Annotated in this window: 24 protein-coding genes; 7 read left to right on the top strand and 17 right to left on the bottom strand. The window is 59.5% G+C overall.

Features of this window, described 5'->3' with window-relative positions; translation table 11 throughout:
* Positions 1 to 154: 154 nt before the first annotated feature.
* A complete protein-coding gene (locus CGK93_RS10770; protein ID WP_089594818.1) occupies positions 155 to 1,180 on the bottom strand; it encodes a LacI family DNA-binding transcriptional regulator in 1,026 nt (341 codons plus the stop codon).
* A 652-nt stretch (positions 1,181 to 1,832) separates the two neighbouring features.
* On the opposite strand from CGK93_RS10770, the gene CGK93_RS10765 reads away from it, so the two are divergent.
* Both CGK93_RS10765 and CGK93_RS24630 read left to right on the top strand, forming a co-directional pair.
* Positions 1,833 to 3,131 carry a styrene monooxygenase/indole monooxygenase family protein gene (locus CGK93_RS10765; protein ID WP_157731744.1) on the top strand — a complete coding sequence of 433 codons (1,299 nt, stop codon included), beginning with the start codon at positions 1,833 to 1,835 and terminating at the stop codon, positions 3,129 to 3,131.
* The gene (locus CGK93_RS24630) at positions 3,128 to 3,655 is read left to right on the top strand and encodes a flavin reductase (protein WP_198318414.1); all 528 of its coding nucleotides are present in this window, start codon (positions 3,128 to 3,130) and stop codon (positions 3,653 to 3,655) included. The genes CGK93_RS10765 and CGK93_RS24630 overlap by 4 nt, the downstream gene beginning before the upstream one ends.
* Positions 3,656 to 4,532: 877 nt before the next feature.
* Here CGK93_RS24630 and CGK93_RS10755 read toward each other — a convergent pair.
* The 3 genes from CGK93_RS10755 to CGK93_RS10745 form a co-directional block, all read right to left on the bottom strand.
* Positions 4,533 to 4,919 (bottom strand): substrate-binding domain-containing protein, encoded by a 387-nt coding sequence (locus CGK93_RS10755; RefSeq protein ID WP_332460090.1) that lies wholly within the window; start codon positions 4,917 to 4,919, stop codon positions 4,533 to 4,535.
* A gap of 287 nt (positions 4,920 to 5,206) precedes the next feature.
* Positions 5,207 to 5,365, bottom strand: a complete 159-nt coding sequence (locus tag CGK93_RS10750) for a hypothetical protein (RefSeq protein ID WP_157731742.1) — start codon at positions 5,363 to 5,365, stop codon at positions 5,207 to 5,209.
* 63 nt (positions 5,366 to 5,428) lie between these two features.
* Positions 5,429 to 5,551 (bottom strand): LacI family DNA-binding transcriptional regulator, encoded by a 123-nt coding sequence (locus tag CGK93_RS10745; RefSeq protein ID WP_157731740.1) that lies wholly within the window; start codon positions 5,549 to 5,551, stop codon positions 5,429 to 5,431.
* 634 nt (positions 5,552 to 6,185) lie between these two features.
* Here CGK93_RS10745 and uriH point away from each other — a divergent pair.
* From uriH to CGK93_RS10725, 4 genes are all read left to right on the top strand, one after another.
* Positions 6,186 to 7,139, top strand: coding sequence for a uridine-preferring nucleoside hydrolase UriH (gene uriH / locus CGK93_RS10740; protein WP_089594813.1), 954 nt, complete (start codon positions 6,186 to 6,188; stop codon positions 7,137 to 7,139).
* Complete coding sequence (gene uriT / locus CGK93_RS10735) at positions 7,132 to 8,601, top strand: uridine transporter UriT (RefSeq protein WP_089594812.1); 1,470 nt, start codon at positions 7,132 to 7,134, stop codon at positions 8,599 to 8,601. The genes uriH and uriT overlap by 8 nt, the downstream gene beginning before the upstream one ends.
* A 111-nt stretch (positions 8,602 to 8,712) precedes the next feature.
* Entirely contained in the window at positions 8,713 to 9,723 is a 1,011-nt protein-coding gene (locus CGK93_RS10730) for a ribokinase (RefSeq protein ID WP_232481610.1), read from the top strand.
* Entirely contained in the window at positions 9,711 to 10,007 is a 297-nt protein-coding gene (locus tag CGK93_RS10725; RefSeq protein ID WP_089594811.1) for a CBU_0592 family membrane protein, read from the top strand. Before CGK93_RS10730 ends, CGK93_RS10725 begins: the two co-directional genes overlap by 13 nt.
* Before the next feature lie 7 nt (positions 10,008 to 10,014).
* Here CGK93_RS10725 and CGK93_RS10720 read toward each other — a convergent pair whose 3' ends face one another.
* From CGK93_RS10720 to CGK93_RS10660, 13 genes are all read right to left on the bottom strand, one after another.
* The gene (locus CGK93_RS10720; RefSeq protein ID WP_089594810.1) at positions 10,015 to 11,172 is read right to left on the bottom strand and encodes a glycerate kinase; all 1,158 of its coding nucleotides are present in this window, start codon (positions 11,170 to 11,172) and stop codon (positions 10,015 to 10,017) included.
* Entirely contained in the window at positions 11,169 to 12,098 is a 930-nt protein-coding gene (locus CGK93_RS10715) for a ribokinase (protein WP_157731738.1), read from the bottom strand. Before CGK93_RS10715 ends, CGK93_RS10720 begins: the two co-directional genes overlap by 4 nt.
* Before the next feature lie 100 nt (positions 12,099 to 12,198).
* Entirely contained in the window at positions 12,199 to 12,966 is a 768-nt protein-coding gene (locus CGK93_RS10710; RefSeq protein ID WP_089594808.1) for an SDR family NAD(P)-dependent oxidoreductase, read from the bottom strand.
* 17 nt (positions 12,967 to 12,983) lie between these two features.
* Positions 12,984 to 14,111, bottom strand: coding sequence for a M24 family metallopeptidase (locus CGK93_RS10705; protein ID WP_157731737.1), 1,128 nt, complete (start codon positions 14,109 to 14,111; stop codon positions 12,984 to 12,986).
* A complete protein-coding gene (locus CGK93_RS10700; RefSeq protein WP_089594806.1) occupies positions 14,105 to 15,034 on the bottom strand; it encodes a polysaccharide deacetylase family protein in 930 nt (309 codons plus the stop codon). The genes CGK93_RS10705 and CGK93_RS10700 overlap by 7 nt, the downstream gene beginning before the upstream one ends.
* Positions 15,034 to 15,819, bottom strand: a complete 786-nt coding sequence (locus tag CGK93_RS10695; protein ID WP_089594805.1) for an SDR family NAD(P)-dependent oxidoreductase — start codon at positions 15,817 to 15,819, stop codon at positions 15,034 to 15,036. The genes CGK93_RS10700 and CGK93_RS10695 overlap by 1 nt, the downstream gene beginning before the upstream one ends.
* A gap of 76 nt (positions 15,820 to 15,895) precedes the next feature.
* Positions 15,896 to 16,846, bottom strand: coding sequence for a nucleoside hydrolase (locus CGK93_RS10690; protein WP_089594804.1), 951 nt, complete (start codon positions 16,844 to 16,846; stop codon positions 15,896 to 15,898).
* A 30-nt stretch (positions 16,847 to 16,876) separates the two neighbouring features.
* Positions 16,877 to 17,662 carry a carbohydrate ABC transporter permease gene (locus CGK93_RS10685; RefSeq protein WP_157731735.1) on the bottom strand — a complete coding sequence of 262 codons (786 nt, stop codon included), beginning with the start codon at positions 17,660 to 17,662 and terminating at the stop codon, positions 16,877 to 16,879.
* A 145-nt stretch (positions 17,663 to 17,807) separates the two neighbouring features.
* Entirely contained in the window at positions 17,808 to 18,722 is a 915-nt protein-coding gene (locus tag CGK93_RS10680) for a carbohydrate ABC transporter permease (protein ID WP_089594802.1), read from the bottom strand.
* A 12-nt stretch (positions 18,723 to 18,734) separates the two neighbouring features.
* Entirely contained in the window at positions 18,735 to 20,087 is a 1,353-nt protein-coding gene (locus tag CGK93_RS10675) for an ABC transporter substrate-binding protein (RefSeq protein ID WP_089594801.1), read from the bottom strand.
* 71 nt (positions 20,088 to 20,158) lie between these two features.
* Entirely contained in the window at positions 20,159 to 21,115 is a 957-nt protein-coding gene (locus CGK93_RS10670; protein WP_089594800.1) for a nucleoside hydrolase, read from the bottom strand.
* A complete protein-coding gene (locus tag CGK93_RS10665; RefSeq protein WP_089594799.1) occupies positions 21,112 to 22,593 on the bottom strand; it encodes an amidohydrolase family protein in 1,482 nt (493 codons plus the stop codon). The genes CGK93_RS10670 and CGK93_RS10665 overlap by 4 nt, the downstream gene beginning before the upstream one ends.
* A complete protein-coding gene (locus tag CGK93_RS10660) occupies positions 22,586 to 23,305 on the bottom strand; it encodes a FadR/GntR family transcriptional regulator (protein WP_089594798.1) in 720 nt (239 codons plus the stop codon). Before CGK93_RS10660 ends, CGK93_RS10665 begins: the two co-directional genes overlap by 8 nt.
* Positions 23,306 to 23,373: 68 nt before the next feature.
* Between CGK93_RS10660 and CGK93_RS10655 the strand changes: the two genes are divergently transcribed.
* A complete protein-coding gene (locus CGK93_RS10655; protein WP_089594797.1) occupies positions 23,374 to 24,321 on the top strand; it encodes an NAD(P)-dependent oxidoreductase in 948 nt (315 codons plus the stop codon).
* Positions 24,322 to 24,355 lie beyond the last annotated feature (34 nt).

Raw genomic sequence — 24,355 nt, 5'->3', positions numbered from 1 at the left:
TGGTCATCATTCTGGTACAGCGAGAAGCGGCCACTGAGCCGACGGCGTGTGGTGGGGATACAGGCCTCGCATTTAGAAGGCGGTGATCCGGTACGGAGAAGAGCTCCCACGTCCCAGGACTCCGGCTGAGTGGTTCCTGCCAACCTTTAGTTTCTCATTTTGTGAAGGAAGCTTCTGGGTTCCCTAGCTGAGTGGCGGTGGTACCGCCTATCTGGAGGCTTGGTTTGAACTGTTCGTGGACCAACGTGGTGGGCGCGTGGCCGAGGATACGGCGAACGAGAGCCTCGATTGCGGCAGCCGAAATCTGTTCCAGAGGTTGTTTGATGGTCGTCAACGAGGGTTCCACGATTGTTGACAGAACGGTGCCATCAAAACCAGTCAGTTTTGCCTGCTCGGGGACAGACACTCCGGCTCGCTTTAATTGTCCGAATGCGCCAAGCGCAATCAGGTCGTCTCCGCAGACGATAGCGTCAGGAATAGGGTCCTGGATACTCATCGCCTGACTACCTGTCTCATAAGTGAACTGGTGACGGTAGCTTCCAACGAGGACAAGTCCCGCCTCTCTACTGGCTTCGTCGAAAGCCGCGGCTCGCTCCGTCCCGGGAGTTGTAGCGTCGTCGCCCCCCACATACTGGACGGTCCGGACGCTTTGACCTGCCAGGTGCTGGGCAATGAGCAGCATTCCGGCCTTGTTATCAACACCGACATAGTCCGCGATATTCTCTCCAGCGCGGCGGTCCAGTTGCACGAGCGGGATCTCTCCAGCGGTGGCACCAACAGCAGCGGCAGACTGCCCGTAGCAGGCTGGAACTACTAAGATCCCGTCTACCTGTCGGGCCAGTAGAAGGCTGAGCCGCTGTTCTTCCGCTTCAGAGTTAGCGTGGGAATCAGCGACTATGAGCTGATACCCCTTGTCATGAAGACCGGACTCCACCGCACGAATAAGCTCGGCAAAGAATGGGTTCTCAATGTGCGGCACGACCATGCCCACCGTGTTCGAACTGCCGCGACGAAGGGCCTGTCCAATCACATTCGGCTTATAGCCGAGTCCAGAGGCGACAGACCTGACGTGCTCAATTGTCTCTGTCGAGACCCGACCGCGGCCGGTCATGGCCCGCGAGGCCGTACCAACGGAAACACCGGCAGCAATTGCCACATCGTTCAAAGTTACGACCGGCATGGTTCCGTTCCCTTTCCAACCTCGTTCAACGTCGCGCCTTGCCAAAAGATCCCAGATGCACCCCCCAGGATGTTGGACTCGGCCCGGACGGCATGGCTTAAAGCGGATTTGGGTGCGTATTCCAAGGGGCTCCCTGCACCTAGGCCAAAGCTACAGTAGACGACTTGCTTGACAGCATATCTCCTCATTCATACTCTGGTAGCACTTGCGTAATCGATTACGCACTTGGACAATGAGGTAGCAGATGGCAAAAGCGCAAGGCGGCGTCGCCGCACAACCGGCGGACGTCCACAGACAGTTAGCAGCGGCGGTTTCGATGTTGTACCCCTGCAGCTGGCGTTCGTCCGCGGAAACAACAGCCTGCGGATCGGCGACACATCGGCGCAGGCAGAGACTCACTCCAAGCTGCTGGAATGTGAACTACTCCCCTGAGTTTAGGCGAATCGTCAGCCATTGGGGGTCCAAATGGACCGCAAAATCAGACCGCGGCAATGTCGCCCCAGCAGGGGATGTCAGCGCCTGTGAGCATGTTTTACATCGAATTAACAGGTGAGCGACGTCAGCTCGCCCGCTATTGGTCTAACGTCTGTAGTGCAAGACATCATATCTCTAGGGCTTCCGCGAATGCCCTTCTCACTTCCTCGGAGAATTTATGGCAAACGTAAGTGTTATCGGTTCGGGACCAGCGGGATGCATCCTCGCTTATGCGCTGTTGGGAGACGGGCACGATGTAACCGTTTACTCAGATCGCACGCCTGCCCAGTGGCTCAACGATTCAAAACCAACGGGGTCCAATTATCTTTGGGCGTCTTCCATTGACATTGAACGTGAGTTGGGAATGGACCATTGGTCCACCAACATGATGGGTGGCTACGGCGTCCTCATGGACCGCTCTCGGTTTGTTGGGGACCCCAATCCCCAAGTCATTCAGGGGCTGACCGAGTATGGGCGCCGAGGCTGTGGGATTGACATGCGGATGCGTGTAAGCCGCTGGCTGTCTGACTTGGAATCCAGGGGAGGAAGGCTTGTTCTCGAAACCGTCACCCCTGCACGAGCAGACCGCATCGCCTTCGACAGTGATGTCACTGTTCTAGCTGCGGGGAAGGCTGACCTGGGACGTCTGATACCCAGGAATGAGGAGCGAAGCGTTTTCACGAAGCCTCAGCGACATCTCGCTATGGGGGTTGTGCGCAGCAAATCCGGTCGTCACGTCAGTGAATGGTTCGCGGATCGAGGGGAATTTCTTCCCCAAAAATTCAACTTCTATGCAGATGCGGGAGAGTTTTTCTGGGGACCTTGGATGCACAAAACAGCCGGTGACACGTTTGCTTGGCTTCTTGAAGCCCGCCCGGGCGGGGTGTTCGACCGCTTTGGTGATGCGCAAGACGGTATGGAAGCGACTGAGATCTTCAAAGAGATCTCGCGTGAGTTCGCGCCGTGGGAGAGACACTTTATTGATGATGTTGAATACGTGGAGGAGGATCCCAACGGATGGTTGGCCGGACGGTTCGTTCCCGGCGTGCGCCGAGCATTTGGTCGTCTTCCCTCAGGTGGTCTCATAATGCCGGTCGGTGACACCGCGATTACTTTTGACCCCATATGTGGGCAGGGTGGAAACTTTGCAAACCGAAGCGGGAAGTTCCTCGCTGAACAAATCACGCTAAACGCTGGGAAGTCCTTCGATGAAGAATGGATGATCAAAGTAAATGACCTTATATGGTCTTTCTATGGTCGCAACCAATGTGAATACAATAATATATTCCTGCAACCGCTAGAGCGCGCAGCCCAAATTGTCATGGAATCTGCCTTGCACAGTTCCAGCGCTGCCGATGAGCTCTACTACGGGCTTCCTCATCCGGAATCCATCGTGCCGGCTCTGAAGGACGAAAGGGCAGCGAGGGCCTTCGCCGAGCGCCATGGTGTCTCGGGCTTGGTGGCGGCAGCAGGATGAGCGTTCTTGACCAGATGAAAGGCGACTTTCGGGACGCAATGGCTAGTCTCAGCTCTGCCGTTTGCGTCGTTACATCCGCTGGCCCGGCTGGCCGGCTGGGCTTCACTGCCACTGCTGTGTCCAGCGTTACTGACGACCCGCCTACGCTGCTTGTGTGCATGAATCGAAGTAGCTCGCAGAATCCACCACTACTGACCAACGGAGTGCTGTGTGTCAACGTGCTCTCAGCATCACAGCGAAGTCTCGCCTCCGCCTTTGCAGGCGGGCTGGCATCGGTAGAGGATCGGCTTGCCTTAGCGACGTGGACGACCGGCAGCTCGGGCAGCCCGCTGCTCGAAAGCGCCGTTGCCAATGTTGACTGCTCAGTAGACCGAATCATGGACGTGGGCACTCACACGGTTATCTTTGCCCGGGTCACCCAGGTTAGAACGCACGGAGGGCGCGGATTGGTCTACTTCGCCCGCGGCTACCATATTGTGGGAACAGATACTGATGGAGCCTCTGTGACAGCATCCAGCACTTAAACCTGCTCAAAGTACACGCAATAGAGCGACGGCCAAATCCTGCTCGTGCCTGCTGGAGGGAGGCTTCTCCACCACTAAGACAGCGGCTTGGTGGTACGTTGAAGTAGAGTCCGAATAAGGCGAACCTAGCCACGCAAGGACACCACCCCTGAGACGTCTCGCCGTTTCCACCCACACCGATGAACTGCAGCACTGGTCTCGCTAACCGAGACTATAGACGATGGATTCAGAGTGCTGGGCCGAAGAGGCCGCTTGACCCAAGGCGCGATCGACAAGCCGCACTCGTCACGGAAGATCCTCTGAGTACCGGCAGGCAGCTTGTCTTTGAACCACCGAAGGCAGGTTTCTCGTATGTCACTAGCTTGTTCCCACTGCGTCCGCCAGGAGGGTGTTTCCTGTCAAGAGGGTGGCGCAGTTGCTGCCACAGAAACCCCTTCGGCGCTCATGTTGCTTCGGTGGGCACGAAGGTGGGTGCAGTTCCCAAGACACGGAATACACGTTGAGCATCACCCGCCCCATGTCGCTCCCGACGGGGAGAGACAAACCTTCACGGCCACGGCCCGGGTACTCGGTATGCCCCGACGGACATGTCTCGGTAGAAACCACGCCCGGTACTACCAAGACCCTTTCCGGGGCCAGGCCTTGGTTGTTCCGGCATCTGGAACACCCATACGCGCCAGCTACTCGCGGTGACAAACCTGTGTCCCCGAAAACTAGCTCCAGGACGAGGACGGTCTGAATGAAGGTGTATAGGTCGGATCGATCCGAAGGGAGACGGCAGGTAAGAATCCCCTACTGAGATGACAGGGGTTGTGATCGATGCCGGGATGGGTAGATCATCAAACATGCAGCGAGTGGAGCAGCTGCTCTTCGGTCATCAAGTTGACTGCGGGCGGCGCACTGAGGTGACCCACTCGCTCGCGGTGGTGCTTCCGGGCTGAAGATTGGGGATTAATTGCGCATCAAGATGCGTATCGGGCCGGTCCCCAGCTATCCGGTTGAGCAGGGCATCGATGGCCGCCGCCGTGATCTGTTCCAGCGGCTGCTTGATCGTTGTCAGTGATTCTTCCACTATGGTGGAGAGGACTGTCCCGTCAAACCCGGTCACTCTCGTATGCCCGGGCACGTCAACCCCGGCCCGTCGGAGTTGTCCCAAGGCTCCCAAAACGATCAGGTCGTCGCCACAGACAACAGCATCGGGAACGGGACTTTGTATGGTCATCGCCTGTGTGCCTGTTTCGTATGTGAACTGGTGACGGTAAATCCCAATCAGGTCGAGACCGACTTTTGATCCAGCGTGTTCGAATGCTCAGGTCCGTTCCGTTCCCGGAGTCGTCGCTTCGTCACCGCCCACGAACTGAACGATCCTGACTCCTAGACTCGCCAGGTGTTCGGCGATGAGTATCATGCCGGAGGCGTTATCCACCCCCACATAATCAGCCACGTCTGCCCCCAGCCCTGCGGTCCATCTGCGCGAGGGGAGCCTCTGCAGCAGTGGCAGCTATGGCGGCTGCTGATTCCCCGAAGCATGCGCAACTACGACTACCCCATCTACTTGGCGCGCCAGCAGAGGCCCAGGCGCTGCTTTTCGGCCGCCACGTCGGCGTGGGAGTCGGCCACTATGAGCTGGTAACCCTTTTTGTGAAGACCTGATTCCACCGCCCGTATGAGCTCGGCGAAGAATGGGTTCTCAATGTGGGGAACAATCATGCCGATGGTATTGGAAGTGCCGCGCCTCAGCGCCTGACCCATCACGTTTGGCTTGTAGCCAAGCTACCCAGCAACTGCCCTGACATGCTCCATCGTATCGGCGGATACACGCCGGCGGCCGGTCATTGCCCGTGAGGCAGTGCCCACGGAAACCCCCGCGGCCACGGCGACATCATTCAAGGTCACGATCGCCATTTTTCGTTGATTCCTTCCACGCGCAAGAAAGCGCTGTTGCATGGCCGGGCGATCCGGCGATGGTCACCGGAGACCGTTTCCCATTGCCAGTGGCAGCCTGTCAGCGGGGATTACCGACACAGCTGGCCAGTTGCGAAGTAGTTTGCGCTAAGACCCAAAACCGTGCGGCCGATGTGATTCGCTTGACAGCTTACCCCGTCGACTTTAACCTTTATAAGACCCTGCGTAATCGATTACGCACTAAAACGATGAGGTAGCAGATGGTGAAGAGTGAGACGGCATCATCGAGGAACACCTTGGTGATTTTCTGGCCAGCTCCAATGTTGGAGTTTGCCTTGGACCCGGCCTGTTTCAAGGACACCACCGCCGCAGACACACAACCAGCACATATCCCGACACCCGTTGGGAGCCAGCTGACTACCCGAACACAGGCCGGGAAACAACCAGCCGTGGCTTTCTAGGACTCCCCTCTCTCCCATTGGCCGAGGGCTTCCCGTCCGAGGCTGCCATTTGCCTTCGTCAAGTGCACCTTGATCTGCGCTGCTGGCATGCTCTGCCAGCTTCATCGGCGTGCTTCCAATCAAAAGATCGCCGCTAATGTCCATCCATATAGATAGGAAAACCAATGCCTCAAAAGATCATCCTCGACTGCGACCCTGGCCACGATGACGCAATTGCCTTGATGCTGGCTCACGGAAACCCGGATGTGGAGCTCGTTGCGGTAACGACCGTGGGCGGCAACGCCGTGCTGGAGAAGACGACAAAGAATGCTCTGGGCGTGTTGACTATTGCCGGGATTACGGGCGTTCCGATCGCAGCAGGTTGCGCGCACCCGCTGATGCGCCAAGGTGAGGACGCAGACGTCCACGGTGAATCAGGTTTGGACGGAGTCGTTTTGCCCGAGCCGGCCATGGAGCTGGATCCCCGTCATGGTGTCGATCTGATTGTCGACACCATCATGGAAGCCGAACCGAAGACCATCACACTGGTCCCCACCGGTCCTTTGACGAATATTGCGATGGCTATGCGGAAGGAACCGCAGATCATTGACCGCGTCAAGGAAGTTGTTCTGATGGGTGGCGGCGTTCACGTCGGGAACTGGTCTGCCGTAGCTGAATTCAACATCAAGATCGACCCGGAGGCTGCAGCCATGGTGTTCGACGCCCCGTGGGAAGTCACCATGTGTGGTCTGGACGTCACCCACCAGGCACTGGCCACTGACGAAGTGGCTGAACGCATCAAGGCACTTGACACACCGCTGTCCGAGTTTGTGCTGGGACTCTTCGGATTCTTCCGCCACGCTTACCATAACGCCCAGGGCTTTGAGTTCCCGCCGGTTCACGACCCGGTAGCAGTTGCCCGCGTTATCGACCCGTCCATCGTCGGTACGGTCCGGGCCCCTATCGTAGTCGAGACCCGCGGCGATTACACCCTTGGTATGACGGTGACGGAACTGCGCCCGGCCCACATCCCGGCTGATTGCCACACACAGGCGGCGATGACCCTCGACGCTGACCGGTTCTGGGACCTGGTCATCGACGCCATCGCCCGTTTGGGTAAGGACAGTTCTAATGGCTAAGGGCGTCGAAGAGGCTCTGAACACCGAGTCCCGGCTTGGTCCCAGTGAGGTGTTGGTTTCGGGCCAGATTGTGGTCCTCAAGCACAAGAGCACAGGGGCGCTGATGTTTGCCCTGCTGGTGGCGTGCTTTGCGTTCCAGCTCAACGCTTCGATGCTTTCACCGGCGTTGAAGGGCATGGAAACCCAGCTACACGCCACCACAGCGCAGATCGGTCTCACCCAGACTGCTTTCTTCGCCTCGGCAGCCGTTTTCTCGCTCTTCCTGCCCAGATTGGCGGATCTCCGCGGGCGCCGTCGGGTGCTAAGCCTGATGCTCCTTGTTACCGGTATCGGATGCGTGGTCAGTGCGTTGGCCCCGGACGTCGCATGGTTGTTCATTGGCCGTATCATTCAAGGCGTCGCGGGTCCTGTCGTGGTCATGTGTCTAATCCTTCTGCGCACCCATGTAACCGATCCAAGGAGGTACGCCCTGCTGCTGGGCATCATCACCTCCGTCAACGGCGGAATCGCCGGTGTGGATGCCATCGCTGGTGGCTGGCTGTCGGAGCATTTCGGCTTCTCATCGATCTTCTGGTCCATGGCTGTTGTTGCTGTTATTGCAGCCCTTGCTTTGCGGCTCATGGCCAATGAATCCACGGTTGCGGACCCACCGCCGATGGACTGGATCGGAACCGGTCTGCTCGTAGCCGCAGTCGGAAGTATCTACCTCATCTTCAATGAACTGGCCGCACTTGCGGGCATCAATTGGGGTCTGGTCGGCATCCTGGCCGTGGTGGCGGTAGCGGCATTCCTTGCCTTCTGGAAGTCAGAGTCAAAGGTGGCCCATCCCTTGGTGGCCATTGAGTACCTGCGGAGCCGCGCGACGTGGGGTTTGCTCCTGACAACACTGCTGACGTTGTGCGGCGTATTTGCGGTGATGAACCAGATCGTTCCGGCCATCGCGCAGGACACCGAATCAGGGGCTGGTCTAAGTGCATCGGCCGCCCCGTTCGTGACGCTGACTCCTTATGCACTGGCAGGTCTGGCGATGGGACCCGTTTCCGGGTACCTGGCTGGCAAGTTCGGTTACAAGAGGGTGCTGCAGGTCGGCCTGTTCTGCAGCGTGGCTGGCGTGTTGCTGACACTGGCATTAGTAAACTCCGAGAGTCTACCGCTTTTGACAGGGGTGTCGATCCTGGTCGGAATCGCTTATGCAGGCATGGCCAACATCATGCTCAACGGATTGTGTGTCGTGCTCTCCCCGGCAGATAACCCTGGCTATCTGCCGGGTCTGAACGCAGGCGCGTTCAACCTCGGTGCTGGCCTGTCCTTCGTGATCCTGCCCCTGGTTCAGACTGCACTGGACGCACACGGTGGCGTCGCCGCCGGGTACACCGGGGGCATCCTCACAGGTGCAGCGATCCTGTTGCTGGCTTTTGCCGCCAGCTTCCTGATTCCGAAACCGCGGGAAAGCCGCGGCTGACCTCTACGGTTCGGAGCCCACCTACTGGCGGCGGGGACTACTTGGTCGCTTGGTCCTCGCCGCCGACCCATTGTCACCACCTGATTACCAATCCAGAGGAGCGTGCCCAGCGTGACCCCTTCAATCTCTCTACCCCAGGAGTTCCGCCTTGACCGGGTGCTGGAACACATTCATGGACGGGTCACCGTGGTCGGTTCCGCCAACGCAGACCTCACCCTTCATACGACCATCCTCCCCCGGCCGGGTCAGACCGTCCTCGGAACGCCCGTGCGCGTTCTCCCCGGGGGCAAGTCGTCCAACCAAGCTGTGCAAGCAGCGCTGCTCGGTGCCAAAGTCCGGTTTGTCGGTGCAGTCGGCAAGGACCACTACGGTGACTTACTGCGCTCATCCATGAAAAAAGCCGGAGTTCTTCTCTCTGATTGTGTGTATTCATCGCAAGAGACCGGCACTGCTGTGGTCGTCGTAGACGACAACGCGGAGAACACCATCGTCATCTCCCCCGGCGCCAACAACGACGTTACGGAAGCGATGGTCGATGAGCACGCCGACGCCGTCCGGCAAGCCAATGTGCTTGGCCTGTGCCTGGAAACACCAGTAAGCGGGGCACTGGCGGCAGCCCGTGTCGCTTCTGCTTCCGGAACCCTCGTCTTGCTGAACCTTTCCCCATACCGCAACGTTCCGGCTGAATTTCTGCGCTTGACCGATGTCCTGATCGTGAACGAAAGCGAACTTGCCGACCCGCTTCCAGGACGCATCGACCCGACAACAGCCGCCCATGACGCATCGGGCCAGTCCCTGCTCGCGGGTGGCCTGTCTAAACTGGGTATTGAACGGGCTGTCGTTACGTTCGGTGCCCGTGGTTCCTTGGTCATTGAGGAGGGTATTACCACTGTGGTTCCTGCGCACCAGACGGCCGCCGTGGATACGACAGGTTGCGGGGACGCATTCTTTGGGACAGTGTTGGCGGCCATGGCATCGGGAGTCCTGTTGCTCGACGCCTGCCGGCTGGCTATTCGGGTCTCCAGCATTGCCGCAACCGGTCACGGCGCCCAAGCAAGTTACGCAGACCGCTCCGCGATCTTGGCGCAGTTAGAATCCTCGGTCATCTCATGGGATTCGTGATTGATGTCCTCGGCTGGGTAGGAACCATTGCCCTGCTGTTTTCATTCTGGCTTCTCACGGTCAAGCGCGTCACCTCCGACGGGTACCGGTACCATGCGCTCAACGCCAGCGGCGCCTTCCTGTTGGCTATCACCACAGCCCAGGCGCAGGCATGGTCCGCCGTGGTGTTGAACGCCACGTGGTGCCTCATCGCCTGCACCGGCCTGATTCAGGCCTTGAAGAAGCGGCCGGAGCCGGGTCCGGACGAGGTCGACGGCGTCACGCAGGGCAGCGTCCGGAAGTAACTCAGGCTCAAGGGTTCTGGGTGGCCGGAGTCTGCGTCTGGCCCTTCCTGGTGAAATTTGATGCCAGCTGCGCCCCGGCACGGACCAGGTAGTATTCCGGGTCAGCCATTGCTGCGTGGGCGGTTCCGGCCAGGGCGGTCAGTGCAACACTGTCAGAGAAACCGGCAGTGCTGACCGAGATGCTCCCGGCCACCAGAGCCACGGGAACCTGAGTGGGCTGGGCCAGCTGGCGGAGCTTCCCGACAACTTTGCCGAAGCCGGACTGTTCATCAAAACGGCCTTCTCCGGTGATCAGGAGATTGGCGTCCTTGATCCGGGTCGGAAGCTCAAGGACGTCAGCGATATGCTCCGAACCTGAGATCGCTTTGCCTCCCCAGACCATGAGCCCAAATCCTGTCCCACCGCCCGCGCCAGATCCAGAGGTGAGGGGGTCAACGGCAAACAAGGCCGCGAACCGGGACAGTGCTGCATCCATGCCCTCGATCTCGGCTTCCTGGGCCCCCTTTTGGGGTCCGAACACGGCAGCGGATCCGTTGGGTCCGGTCAACGGGTTGGTGACGTCAGTGAGTACAACTACCCCATCCTTCGGCAACGGACGGGCCTGACTGGTGTCGACGCTGCAGGACTGACCTGCCCCGCTGTTCCCGGGCCCAATCGGGCACCCGGTGGAGTCTAGTATGCGGTAGCCCAGTTCCTGCAGCATGCCAGCTCCGCCATCGGTGCAGGCGCTTCCACCGATTCCCAGGATCAGCCGGGTCACGCCGGCGTCCAGAGCCGCTGCGATGGCCTGCCCAAACCCTTTGCTGTGCGCGTCCTTGGCCGCGAGGGCCTGCATGAGCGTGATGCCGCTCGTGGAAGACAGCTCGACAACACCGGTGCTCCCGGCGCCCGGATCCGGAGCAGGGATGTAGAGCCATTCGGCCTCAGCCGGGCAGTCATCAGGGCCGGTTATTGTGACGGTTCGTCGGTCGGCCCGGGGAAAGACGGGCGCTAGAGCATCAAGGGTCCCTTCGCCACCGTCTGCCATGGGAGCAAGCTGGATGTGATCGTCGGGGCGCACCGTTGACCAGCCGCGCGCCACGCTTCGGGCGACGGCATCAGCTGTCGCGGAGCCTTTGAAGGAATCCGGAGCGATAAGGATCCACGCCGGTCGTTCTGGTTTCATGTCCTCGCCCCTAAAGTGGGGGCCAGCGTTTCGATCTCTGCCCGGGTTCCGTAGGAAGTCTGGGCGCCTTGGCTTCGGGCAGCCCAGGCCCCTGCAAGAGCTCCGGTCCTGGCAGCCTCCTGTAGCGACAAGCCGGCGGCAAGTTCCGCCGCAACCGCGCCGAGGAAGGCATCCCCGGACCCGGTTGTGTCTTTTACTTCCACAGGAACCGCATCAATGTGTGTGACCGTTGGACCGCCGGCCGTGTTGTCCAGGACGATGGAACCTTTGGCTCCCAAGGTCACGACGGCGCTGCGGACGCCGAGGTTCTGGAGTCGTTCGGCACGCTGTTCCCATGATGGCGGAAGCGGGTGGTCTCCCAGCAGTTGGGCCAGTTCGCCTTCGTTGACGACGAGGACATCAACGTGCTGCAGTAAAGGGCCGGGGAGATCCTGGGTTGGTGAAGCGTTGAGCAGGACCCGGGCCCCGGCTTCGGAGGCCCGTTCTGCCACCGAAACCACGGTGGACATAGGGATCTCTAGTGCCATGACTACCACCGGCGCGTCCTCGAGATCTTTGTCCTGCACGTCCCCGGTGCTGAGCCCTGCGTTGGCGCCGCTGGCGACGATGATGGTGTTTTCACCGTCGGCGTTCACAGCGACAAGGGCCGTTCCGGTCGCTTCCGTGTAGCTGTGACGGACCCGCGAGACGTCGACGCCTCGGGCGGCGGCATCGGAGACAAGCTTGCTGCCCAAATAGTCTGAACCGACCGCTCCAACGAGGATCACTTCGGCGCCCAGAAGCGCGGCAGCTGCCGCTTGATTGGAGGACTTTCCGCCGGAGGCAATGAGCATTTCGTTGCCAGTGACAGTTTCGCCGGGTTGTGGGAAATCAGGGACCTTGATGGTGAAGTCGGCGTTCATGGAGCCCACAACTAAGACTTTCATGGGTGACATCATTTTGCCCTCTCTGGGCTTTACCTGCCGAACGACGGCCGGTTCGGGACGGCATCTGGTCTCGGGGACCGGGTAGGGGTGCGCCATCTGATCAGGCGACGGGCATGAAGACGGTGAGACCGCCGTCGACGATGAGGTGCTGGCCGGTGATGTAGCTGGCTTCGTCGCTGCTGAGGAACTTCACGGCCGCGGCTATTTCCTCGGGCTGGCCCACCCGGCCGGCGGGGATTTTGACCCCTGCAGTTCCGAGTCCCTCCTTGCCGAAGGAGTTGACACTGTCCTGGGTTTGAGCGGTATCGATAACACCAGGGATGACGGCGTTGGCGCGGATTTGCCGGGGAGCAAGCTCGACGGCGAGGGCTTTGCAGAGGCCAAGAACTCCTGCCTTGGCGGCAGTGTAGTGGGCATGGTTTGCCCACCCGTAGACGCCGCCGGAGATCGAGGAGATGCCCACCAGTGCTCCGCCGTGGTCCATGCGGGAGGCCGCGCTGCGGAAGACGCGCATTACGCCACCCAAATCGACCGACATCAGGTCGTTCCAGGCCTCGTCGGTGAGTTCGGGCAGCGGATGCAACCGGACGATCCCGGCGTTGGCGACCGCTATGTCCAGGCGTCCCCATTCATCGACGGCGCGCTGGGCGAAGCTGTCGACCTGTTCGGCGCTGCGTACATCGAGCTCGTGAACAACTCCTTCGCCTCCGGCTTCCTTGACCAGTTTGAGGGTCTCGTACGGGTCATGGGGGTCGTCGGGGAACGAGCCGATGACGGATCGGATTCCTGCCCTCGCGAAAGCCACTGCGGTGGCCCTGCCAATGCCACTGGCGGCACCTGTAATGACCGCGGTTTTGAAATCTGTCATGGTTCCTTCTTGGGTGGTTAGTGGTTTGAGCGGCTGACCCGCCGCAGTGTCTTGGGGTATTCGGACAGCGGGACGCCGCCGGTTTCGTCCACCAGATAGGTGTTGGCGACCCCGGCCGATTCCTGCCCGCCCTCGCTCATAATGCTCGGGTGCAAGGAAATGGCCTCGCCGTCGAGCAGTGTCCACTCAGAGTCCTCAGTGATGGGGAGAGGTATCTCGTCAAGACCAGTGCAGTGACCAATCCCAATCGTGGGATGTCCTTGACGGGCGGCATAGTCGGCCACCCTGCCAGCCTGATACCCGCTCCGGAGGTGTTTTGAGGAGCCGTTCAGGGTCCCTAGGGTCTTTTCCGCGAGCAGGAGGCGCTGGGTAGAGACTTCACCCACGGCGAACAGGGCACCGAGTTCACCCCAGTGGCCATCGGATGAGGCTGTTTCGATGAAGACTGTGACGAGGTCCCCTTCCAGGATTGGCCTGTCCCCAGGGTGCTGGCCATGGAAGTCGTTTGCGGCGACATGGACAATGTCGAAGATCGAGCCGTGGGAACGAAGATATCGCGCTATGGTGCCAGCAACTTCCGCTTCGGTGCCATTTGTCCGCAGCTGTTGCTCAGCTTCGCCCATGGCGCCTTCTGCCCTTTTCATGGAGTGGCGAAGCTGCTTGGTTTTGGCAGCGTCTGGTTGGCGGCGTAGATACTCCAACCGGCCCAAGGCTTCGGTGAACTCGGCCCCTGGTCCAAGTGCCGCATGGATCTCCCTAAGGTCTTTGTGGAAAAGACCGTTCTGATCCGACGCAGCCAATCCAATGGCCCCCGGACCTGCGGCGACAGCGATTTCCCTGTGCAGTCCTGATCTGGGGCCGTTTCCTGGTGTGCGGACGACGACGCCAGGTGCCAACGCTGGATCCCTCAGGACGTAGCGCGCGGCTTGGGCCGAGGCCGCAATGACCTCAGGGGCCCGGCCGCGGGCTATGACGACGAACAGTCCTTTGTTACTGGGAATGTGCCCGGTGAGGTAGGCGATGTTGCCATAGTGGGCGACCTGTCCCCAGCCGTGGACGACCAAGGCGTCGAGGCGTTCCTTTTCAAGGGTCTCCCATACCGATTGCCAGCGTGACGGGTAGGGATCCAGTTCGCCGGTCAACAAGACGCACGCAGGTTGTCGATGTGTGGGAATTGCTGGTGGTGTGAGGACCACCAGTGCGCAATGTCGTTTCGCCGTGCGAACCAGACCCCGCCTTTTTGCTGGGCGTAGGTGATGAATTCCCGCAAGGCCGAAGTTCGGGCGGCCTGGCCAACCAGCCTGGGGTGCAGCCCGATGGACATCATTTTGGGGAAGCCGCGTTCACCTTCAAGCCAGAGCTCGTCGTAGGCGCGCTTGATGTAGTCCAGGAAATCCGACGGGTTCTTGGATCCCTGAGAGTCGTTGTAGGTCTGGGAATACGGAACTATTAGGTGCTGCGTTCCGCTGACCGTGGTGAAATACGGAAGGTCATCGTTGTAGGCGTCGCAGTCAAAGGTGAACCCTCCTTCTTCGACGATGAGCTCACGGGTGTTCACGGACGGCCCATAGCGGCAGTACCAACCCGTGGGGCGGCTGCCCCATGTCTTTTTGAAGGATTCGACTGCCAGGCGGATGTGTTCGCGTTCTTCTTCCCGGCTCAGACGCCAGTGTTCCTCCCAGCGCCAGCCATGGGATACAAGGTCATGGCCCGCCTGGCTCGCGTAGGCTGCCACTGCAGGGTTTTGTTCGAAGGCGACCGCGCAGCCGAAAAAGGTTGCGGGTACGTTCAGCTCGTCGAAAAGCCTCAACAGACGCCAGATACCTGCCCGGCTTCCGTATTCATACATGGATTCCTGGGCCAGGTCCCTGACCCCTGTGGGGAAGCGGTAAGCGGAGTCTCCGAGTATGTCGTTCTCGCCATCGCCTGCGGCGTAGGAGTACTCGGAGCCTTCTTCGTAGTTCACGACGATGTTCACGGCAACACTCGCGTTCTGCGGCCAAGTGACTTTGGGGATCTGCGCGCCGTAGCCGATGAGGTCCCGTGTCGGGCCGTTGACAGGCGCCATCAGTAGGCCATCCATCCGCCGTCGACCAGGAGGTTGTGGCCGGAGATGTAGCTGCAGTCGTCGGAGCCGAGGAACAGTGCTGCCCCTGCGACGTCTTCAGCGCGGCCAAGCCGCGGGAAGGGGGTACGGGAACGGGAGTATTCAAGGACCGGATCGGTCAAGTCGATTTCTCCCGGGTGTGTTCCGGTGATGATTCGGCCCGGGGCGATGCCGTTGACGATGATGCCATGACGAGCGTAATCAACGGCGAGCTGCCGGGTCATCTGGATCATCCCACCTTTGCTGACAGCATAGGCGAAGAAGTCGGGAGGTCCTACCAGTCCGTGCTGGGAGGCTACGTTGATCACCCGTCCTCGAACTTCGCCAATGGGGTCCTGATCGATCATTTGCTGGATTCCACGCTTGCAGCTGAGGAACTGGCCTCGAAGGTTCACATCCATGAGACGATCCCAGTCGTCCTCGCTGGTGTCCAACACTGAGGAGGAGAACACGAGGCCTGCGTTGTTGACCAGGATGTCGAGCCGGCCGTACTCCTCGACGGCGCGGCTGACCAATCGGTCAATGTCCTCTGCATTTGAAACGTCCGTCTGCTGGAATACAGCCTTACCCTTTTCGGCCTTAATGACCTCAGCGGTGGGGAGTTCCTCGATACCGTTCCAGACCGGTTCTTCGCGGATGTCACTGACCACTACGTTTGCTCCCTCGCGGGCGTAACGGAGTGCTATGGCTCGCCCGATGCCCGACGAGCTCCCGGTGATGATTGCCGTGCGACCTGCGAGGCGCATGGTTCTTTGCCTTTCGTTGTGTGAACGGGCAGGGCCGCCCAGCGTCTGCCAAGCGGGGCGGCCCCTATGGTTGGGACTAGCTGACGCGCTTGATGGCGTCGATGATCAGGTCCCAGAAAGCATCGAAGTCGAGCTCTGTCGCGGCTAGGTTGTTGAACGGCATTCCGTACGCGCCCAAGAAGTCGGTAACGGTTTCGCCGTAGGTCCACTTGCCTTGGGTTTCGACGGCGATAAAGGCTTCCTTGACCTTGACGACATCCGGGTTGATGACGCGGGCCACAGCGCAAGCATCGTGGATTGGCGGGTAGGGCATCTTCCATACGGAGTCGTAGTTCTTGCCGAAGAAGTCCAGCCATTCAACGACGACCTGAGAGATGGGGGTGCCGATGGCCCTGATGCGTTCTTTGACCTCGGGTGTAGCGACGGCTTGGTGGGTGAGGTCAAGGCCGACCATGGTGACCTGCCAGTCAGCGGCGAAAACCGCTGCAGCCGCTTCCGGGTCGGCCAGGATGTTGAACTCGGCTGCGGGGGTGGCGTTTCCTTGAGTGTAGGCACCCCCCATGAGGACCACTTCTTTGACGCGGGAGATGATGTCGGGCTGCAGACGTATGGCCAGGGCGATGTTGGTCAGAGGGCCGGTGGGCACGAGGGTATATTCATCCGGGGCTCCGGCCATGACCAGATCGATAATGAGCTGAGCGGCGTGGCGGGGATCCAGTTCCATTGATGGCTCCGGAAGCGCGGGGCCATCGAGGCCCGAGACGCCGTGGACGGAGCCCGCGATGACTTCTCCGTCCGTGATCTGCTCCCGGACAAGGGGGAACTCGGCGCCTGCGGCAATCGGGATGCTCGTTGCTCCCACGAGGGTAGCTACCCGCTGGGCGTTGTAGGTGGTTTTTTTGAGTATCTGGTTGCCAGCCACGGAGGTGATGGCGGCAAGTTCGATCTCGGGGTTTCCCTGGGCCAGCAGGATGGCGATGGCGTCATCGTGGCCGGGGTCAACGTCGAGAATGATCTTCTTGGGCACGGTGTGATCCTTTGGGAGTGTGAGTCGGGGCTATTTCAGGCCAGTCCGGGCGAGGCCGGGGATGAAGAGCCGTTGAAGGAAAATAAAGAGGATGATCAGTGGGATCGTCGCCACTGACGCCCCGGCAAATGTCAGCCCCCAGTTGGGCAGTGTTCCAGGGGAGACGGACTGGGCGATAGCTACCTGCACGAGGGTGTTCTCGGTGCTTTGGATGGCCACCAGTGGCCAGAGGAACCCGTTCCACGAGAACAGGAAGATCATCAGGACGAAAGTGACAAGGTCAACCCGGACGATCGGAAGAATAACGGACCAGAAGATCCTGAAATGTCCTGCTCCATCCAGTTTGGCGGCTTCGTCCAGTTCCAGCGGAACTGATTCGAACGCCTGGCGGAGCAGAAACAGGCCAAAAGCGCTGGCGATCCAGGGAACACCAACAGCGAGGAGAGTGTCTTGAAGGCTCATCGCTGAGATCAGTTGGTAGAGGGGTACAACGAGTGCCTCTGCCGGGAGCATGAAGGTGGCGAGGATGATCGCGAAAACCGTGTTGCGGCCCTTGAAGGAGATCCTTGTCAGAGCGTACGCCGCGAGAGTGCAGAGTATGAGTGAACTGACGACTTGGAAGGCCGCGACCAGGAATGAATTCAAAAGCGCGCGTCCGACGCCGCGGTCGATGAAGAGTTCCCTGAGGTTTTCGAAGGTCACCTGTAGCGGGATGAACGTTTTCCAGCTCAGGGGGCTCACGTCGGCGAAGATGTTGGCTTGGGATTTCAGGCCCGAGACCATCATCCATTCGTAGGGAAGGATGAATGCGATCACGATCGCTACAAGGACGCCGGTCGTCCAGACTGTGCGCCAGACCCGGCGGTGACGGTGCGTCTTCTGAGCTGTCTGTGCAGTTCCCGGAGTGGAGCTACCTCGACCAAGGGCGGTGGATTTATGCTGCCTCGTTACTTGTGTCATATCAGTAGTCCCATCGGGTTCGCAGAAGCCGCATCTGGATGAGGCTGATAGTGATGGCACCCACCAGCAGTAGAACGGAAAGCGCTGATGCAAATCCTGGATCCTGCAAGGTGAAGGCTTGTTTGTAGATTTCGTAGACCAGGAGGTTCGTAGTGCCGGCTGGGGCTCCCTGAGTCATCACATAGGCGGGGGTGAATGATTGCAGAGCGAAAACTGTCATGATCACGACAACCATGACCGTCGTCCGGGACAGCAGCGGTATCACAATGAGGAAGGTGCGCTTCACCGGACCTGCCCCGTCGAGGAAGGAAGCTTCCATCACGTCACCGGGGATCGACTGCAGACCGCCAAGGTACAGAATCGTGGCCATTCCGACCTGCTGCCAAACGCTCATGATGATGATGGAGGGCAACGCGAGAGAGGTGTCGGTTAGGAACGACACCGTGCCTAGACCCAGAGAGTTCAACGCGGCATTGACGAGGCCTTCGTTGGCCAGCAGGAAGTTCCAGAGAGTGGCGACAACAACCGAGGACGTTATCACCGGCAGGAACACCGCGGTGCGTAGGATACCCCTCCCGGGCAGTGACTGGTTCAAATAGTTGGCCAGCAGGAAACCCAACGGGATGATCAGAACGACCATGCCCGCAGCGAAAATCAGGGTTACACCGATGGTCTGGAGCGTCGTCGGGTCCGTGAAGATCCGGACAAAGTTATCGAACCCGACGAAGGTCTGCAGATCAGGATTGATGAGCGTGTAATTGAAAAAGCTGTCTCTGACCAGTAGACCGACGGGGACGTACTGGAAAATGACGAGGATGATTAGAAACGGGGCCAGGAAGGCCGTCGCGACGAGCAGTTCTCGCCGCGACCGCTTCCCCCCGGCTCCACGATCGATTCGAGTCGTCGTGGATGACATGACGTGGTCTCCTTACCGAGACATCAATGGCTGAAGCCTGGAGACAGCTTGATCAAGCTGCTCCTTCGAGTCGCCGCCGTAGGCGATGTTCTTCAGGGCGTTCTCGACAATCTGGCTGTATTGAGAGAAGTGAGTTGTAGGCGGACGCGGCTGGCCCCACTGCTCCAACTCTTCGTAGAACGTGCTCAGCGGCTTCTCTTGGAACTCGGGAAGTTCCTTGTAGACGGAATTCAAGGTAGGCAGCCGACCGTTCTTCTGGTTGTAATCCTTGGCCATTGAACCCGCGCTCAAAGCAACCACGAACTTTGCTGCGGCATCTACCTGCTTGGACTTCGCCGAAGCTCCGATCGTGATGGCGCCAGTGTGAACAACCGGGGTCTTGATGTAGGGCATGGGTGCTACACCCCACTCGAACGGCACTTTGGCGTCCTTCAGCGGCTGGACCTGTCCGGCATGGAACATGTCAAAGCATGCCTTGCTGTCCAGGAAGGCATTCGGACGGCCGGTCTTGGACGTCACAGCTTTGTCCCCCTGATAGAGGGACTTGTAGAAGTCAGCGGCTGTGACGGCCTCTGGTGTATTCAGCCAACCATCGACTTCTTTACCGTCGGGGGAAATCGCGTAGAACGTCTTGTACGCAGTTGAATCGCTCGGGGCCTGGGGATCGCCAGCGCTGCGAAGGTACAGAAGGTCACTGTAAATCGGGCCCGGCGTCCCTGAACCCAGCTGAGTCGGGGCAAGCCCGTACACTGTCGGGTTGCCAGGAGTGCCTTGCTGGCACTTAAGCATCGCGTCGCGAGCCTCCTCCCACGTCCAGCCTTGGTCCAAGGATGTCGGCACGGTGATTCCCGCCTTGTCGGTCAAGGCCTTGTTGTAATAAAGACCCAGGGCATCCTGTTGGACACCCATGGTGTACACCTTGCCGTCGTAGGTTCCCTCTCTCAGGGTCGCTGGCAGAACATCTTCCGTCCAACCTTCGGGTAGGTACTTATCCAGCGGAAGCAGCAGGCCTTTAGAGGCATAGTTCGCCGTCTCCGGCATGTCGAAACCGTAGATGTCCGGCGCGTTCGACGATGAACTCAGGACGCTGACTTTGTCTGCGTACTGGCCGAACGGAACGTCCGTGACGTCGAACTTTATGCAGCCGTTTGTTTTGGCCGTGTAATCCGCCATCTGGGCATCTGTGGGCACGTTGGTGGTTGACCTAAGGACTTTCAGCGTCCCTGAGCCATCGGGGCATTCCGCGGAGCTCGTGGAACTAGAGCCCGGCGAGCAAGCCACTACGGAAGAGAGAATGGCGCCGACAGTGGCCGTGGCCAGCAGCAAACGGGTTTTGCGTTTGGGTGAGGTAAGGTTGTACTGCACAGTAACTCCTTCATTCTGGTGTGGAGGGTGTCCGGTTTCCAGGCTGACACCCTCCCATTAGGACGACTTGCCTATCTCCCTTCGCTGAAGGCTTCGAAGAGAAGCTTGTTGAACAGGGCCGCGTCCGCGTCCAAAGCAACGAAGGCGTTGGACTTCCGACGGGCACGTGAAGCTACGTCCACGACCGTGTTGCCGAAGCCGAGCGGGCTGACAGTGTCCACGGCAACGTGGTACGGGGCGATGTCTACGACGTCGGGGTCCAAAAGATACGCGATGCACAGCGCATCATGGACCGGCGCGGTGTCGTGGGTGGCTTGGGGCTGCGTTTGGTTATAGCCATTGATCCGCTGTTCGACGATGTCGGCAGCTACCCGTGCAGGTTCCGTTTCCAAGGCACGCAGGTCTGCGGTGTGCTGTAAGGACACGTTGGCTTTGTGAGTTGCGTCCAAAGGGACCATGACCAAGCGTTCGAATCCGGCTTGGAAAACAACATCGGCGGCGACGGGGTCATGCCATATATTGGCTTCTGCTGCTGCTGTCACGTTTCCTAATGCATGGGCGCCGCCCATGATGACGATCTCGTCGACTGCCTCGATGATGCTGGGGTCCAAGGTGATGGCCGCTGCGATGTTGGTCAATGGTGCCACTGGAACCAGCGTGATTTGCTGCGTTGTGGCGCGCAGGGTCTCGACGAGCCATTCAACTGCTGGCTTCTTCGAGGCCTTCAGCTCTGTTGGCGGAGCCGGAAACTCGTGGGGGTGGATGATGGTCCGTTCGCTATCCACGCTGTCTTCGAAAAGGAAGGGGATGGGAGCATAGGGCTTGCCCAGCCCGCGGAAAACAGGGATATCTTGGCGGCCGACGAGATCCAGTACACGCAGGGTGTTGTCTGTCGTGGCCTCTATGTCGTGGTTTCCCCACACTGTGGTGCAACCGATGAGTTCCAGGGACTTGGATTTGGCGGCCAACATGATAGCGATGGCGTCGTCAGTGCCGGTGTCCACATCGAGAATGATTGAACGGCTCATGCCATCTGTTCCAGTCGGTCAATTGCATTAAGGACTGTCTGGGTCCCACCTACGTGTGGGGCTGCCAACAGCGGCACTCCATCCAGTTGGGCTTTTGCAAAGAGGTGGCGTCCGACGGGACCCGGGTCATGGAATCCTCTCTCGTCGATGACGACGCGGCCACCGCTGATGACGGTCGTTGCGGCTCCGGTAAACTCAATACCCTCGTAAGGCGAGTAGTCGGTCTTCATATGGTGATTTCCCGCGTTTACGGTGAGCCGCTTTTTTGGGTCAAGGACAACGATGTCGGCGTCAGCGCCAGCGCCCAGCCACCCTTTGGTACGCAGTCCGTTGAGAATTGCGGGGTTGGTGGAAAACATGGCAACGAAGTTCTCAAGGCTCATGCCTCCCCGAACAACCAGCGTGTCAAAAGAAACGCTCAGACGGTGCTCGACCCCGGGCAGTCCGTTGGGCATGGAGCGCACATCCTGGCGATACTTGGCTTTCTGCTCACGGGAGTAGCAGCAGTGGTCGGAGCCAAGAGTGTGGATGTGCCCTTGGAGGGCGCGGTCTCGCAAGCCCGTCATCGCCACCTTGGAGCGCAACGGCGGACAGCAGACGAAGAGTTCCGGAGTAGCGCTCTCATAGACGCTTTCATTCAAGGTGATGTAATGGGGGCAGGTTTCGGAAAAGGCACGGACACCTTTGGCGTTTGCAGCACGGACGAGGTCAACGACTTCGGGCGTGGTCTGGTGCACGAAGTAGACTGCCGATCCTGTCTTGGCCGCCAGTTCGAGGGTCCGGGATACCGCCGCTGCTTCGGCGGACTCGGGTCGGGTGAGCCCGTGGTGGCGTGAATCGCCGCGTCCCGAAGCAGCTTCCCTTGATTGGGCCTGTTCAACCAGATGGTTCTCTTCGGCGTGGATTATCGCTACGCCGCCAACGTCGGCCATGACTCTCATGACCTTCTCGATGGTGTCGAAGCCGGCCATCACGCCGTCCCGGTAAGTGGTGAACATCTTGACGGTCAGCACTCCGAGATCGGCAAGGGCCAGCAACTGGTCGTGAGTTGTGCCATCCCATGCCACAACGCCGCCGTGAAGAGCCAAGTCCGTCCGGGTGTCCTGGGCGGACTTTCGCTTTTCGTGTACGGCTTGGAGAGGGCTCTGCCCAGGCTCGGGGATGGCGAAGTCAATGATAGTGGTGGTACCGCCCCACAGCGCGGCAATACTTGCTTCAGCATGGTTATCCAACATGGAGAACTCGCCTAGGACCTGCCCTACGTGACAATGGGGGTCTACCCCTCCGGGGATCACCAGTTGATCAGAAGCATCAATGGCGCGCTGGTGAGGCGGTACCGGCGCCCCGGGGTCAAGGATTTCTGTTATTCGTCCGTCCCTGACCAGAACGGTGCCGCTGCGGGAACCGGCCGCATTAACCACTCGCCCACCGGTTATGACCAGATCGTAAGGTTCACGCCCACCAATTGGCTCAGACATGAGTATTACCGCCTTTCGTGAACATGAACTGGTCGAGGTGACCGAGATGGTCACGCATGGCATCGCCGGCTGCGACACCGTCGCCATCTTTGACCGCTTTAAGGACAGCCCGATGTTCATCTACCTGGATTTGTCGGGATTGCGGATCCGGCAAGCCTTGCTGGTTTACTAGCACCCACAGAGGGTGAGACTCGATATTCACCAATTGCTCAATCACTCCTGCCAGGAGCGAGTTGCCGCACCCAGGTGCAAGATCTGAATGGAATTGCAGGCCGAGAGCGACGAACTCTGCAACCGAGTTTGCGTCGTCCACCAGTTCCGCCTGGCGTTCCAAGTATTTTTCAAGGCGTTCCACCCGATCCGCCTTTATCCGGCCCGCCGCCAAACTCACAGCCACCGGTTCAATGCTCAACCGGGTCTCTATCAGCTCCCGGGGAGGCACATCCAACGGGGATCCCTCCGTCCCGCCCACTCGAACCACACGCCGCACAAAGGTGCCATCCCCATGGCGGACTTCGACAGCACCAATAATCTCCAGTGCAAGGAAAGCCTCACGGGCCGTCGGACGTGAGACCTCATACTTGACTGCAACATCACTGTGGGCCGGCAACCGCTCCCCCGGCGCATAATCACCCTTGTTGATGGCAGTCAGAAGGTCTTGAGCGACCGTCAAATATCTTCGCTGCTTACTGGACTCATCTGATGTCTGCATGCTTAGACTCTATACGTCTAACAAGTAGACGACAAGAGGTAATACATCTGTTTTATGAGGCGGATCACATGAAAATTCTTATTCCATCCACCATCGCCCTGTCTGAGATCGGCAGCCCTGGAGATACGTTCCACACCTATGATGTCAACAGCGCCATCCCTGTTGAACATCGTGACGCTGATGTCTTGGTCGCATGGCAGAATCCCCCAGCGTTACTTGCTTTGGCGGCCCAGAGCCTTCACCAAGTCAGGCTGGTTCAGGCGCTGGCCTCCGGACCCGATGTTGTTCTTGCTGCTGGTTTTGACCCTTCCGTTTGGATCTGCGGTGGGCGATCGCTTCACGATTCCCCGGTGGCCGAGCACACTCTCGCGCTCTTGCTTGCATGTACTCGGCGCTTTGACCGGCTTCATGAGGCGCAGAAGGCGCGGGTATGGGACCAGGAGTACATTCGTCAGCAAGCGGCATCTGAATCCGCAGCCAAGTTCACGCTCTCGGACAGCAATGTGCTCATCTGGGGTTTTGGATCCATAGCAACCAAGCTGGCGCCGATGCTGACACTTCTCGGGGCAAATGTAACCGGGGTGGCAAGCCGGCCAGGGATGCGATCCGGGTACGAAGTCGTTTCACCGAAGGAGGCACAGGAGCTACTGCCATTGACGGACATTCTGATTTCGATCCTGCCCGCGTCGCCGGAGACGCTCGATATTTTCGACAGCCGGATTTTCGGGCGATTGAAAAAGGGCTCGGTCTTCGTCAACGTCGGGCGGGGCTCAACTGTTAACGAGACTGCCCTCATGTCCGCACTGCGGGAGGGCACGCTAAGAGTCGCTGGAATTGATGTTGCCAGAGACGAGCCACTGCCCTGGAGCTCGGCTCTCTGGGCAGTGGAAAACCTGCTGATCACTCCGCACGTGGCCGGCAACAGACCGCAGGGCGCTGAGGCCTTGATCCGGGCCAACGTTGAAACTCTTCGGGTCGGTGGTGTCTTGCACAATCTGGTGCGGGCCGGGTCGTAGGCGGTCTTTCTGGCAGGAGTCCGCGACACATCAG

This window comes from Arthrobacter sp. YN (assembly GCF_002224285.1).
In the GTDB taxonomy this organism is placed as follows: Bacteria; Actinomycetota; Actinomycetes; order Actinomycetales; family Micrococcaceae; genus Arthrobacter.
This window is presented reverse-complemented; position numbering and strand designations above follow the sequence as displayed.

Bases quoted from the DNA above. Each gene is read 5' to 3' on its own strand.
- CGK93_RS10770 (WP_089594818.1), bottom strand. From the start codon at position 1,180: ATGCCGGTCGTAACTTTGAACGATGTGGCAATTGCTGCCGGTGTTTCC.
- CGK93_RS10765 (WP_157731744.1), top strand. From the start codon at position 1,833: ATGGCAAACGTAAGTGTTATCGGTTCGGGACCAGCGGGATGCATCCTC.
- CGK93_RS24630 (WP_198318414.1), top strand. From the start codon at position 3,128: ATGAGCGTTCTTGACCAGATGAAAGGCGACTTTCGGGACGCAATGGCT.
- CGK93_RS10750 (WP_157731742.1), bottom strand. From the start codon at position 5,365: ATGATTGTTCCCCACATTGAGAACCCATTCTTCGCCGAGCTCATACGG.
- uriH (WP_089594813.1), top strand. From the start codon at position 6,186: ATGCCTCAAAAGATCATCCTCGACTGCGACCCTGGCCACGATGACGCA.
- uriT (WP_089594812.1), top strand. From the start codon at position 7,132: ATGGCTAAGGGCGTCGAAGAGGCTCTGAACACCGAGTCCCGGCTTGGT.
- CGK93_RS10725 (WP_089594811.1), top strand. From the start codon at position 9,711: ATGGGATTCGTGATTGATGTCCTCGGCTGGGTAGGAACCATTGCCCTG.
- CGK93_RS10720 (WP_089594810.1), bottom strand. From the start codon at position 11,172: ATGAAACCAGAACGACCGGCGTGGATCCTTATCGCTCCGGATTCCTTC.
- CGK93_RS10715 (WP_157731738.1), bottom strand. From the start codon at position 12,098: ATGAAAGTCTTAGTTGTGGGCTCCATGAACGCCGACTTCACCATCAAG.
- CGK93_RS10710 (WP_089594808.1), bottom strand. From the start codon at position 12,966: ATGACAGATTTCAAAACCGCGGTCATTACAGGTGCCGCCAGTGGCATT.
- CGK93_RS10700 (WP_089594806.1), bottom strand. From the start codon at position 15,034: ATGGCGCCTGTCAACGGCCCGACACGGGACCTCATCGGCTACGGCGCG.
- CGK93_RS10695 (WP_089594805.1), bottom strand. From the start codon at position 15,819: ATGCGCCTCGCAGGTCGCACGGCAATCATCACCGGGAGCTCGTCGGGC.
- CGK93_RS10680 (WP_089594802.1), bottom strand. From the start codon at position 18,722: ATGTCATCCACGACGACTCGAATCGATCGTGGAGCCGGGGGGAAGCGG.
- CGK93_RS10670 (WP_089594800.1), bottom strand. From the start codon at position 21,115: ATGAGCCGTTCAATCATTCTCGATGTGGACACCGGCACTGACGACGCC.
- CGK93_RS10665 (WP_089594799.1), bottom strand. From the start codon at position 22,593: ATGTCTGAGCCAATTGGTGGGCGTGAACCTTACGATCTGGTCATAACC.
- CGK93_RS10660 (WP_089594798.1), bottom strand. From the start codon at position 23,305: ATGCAGACATCAGATGAGTCCAGTAAGCAGCGAAGATATTTGACGGTC.
- CGK93_RS10655 (WP_089594797.1), top strand. From the start codon at position 23,374: ATGAAAATTCTTATTCCATCCACCATCGCCCTGTCTGAGATCGGCAGC.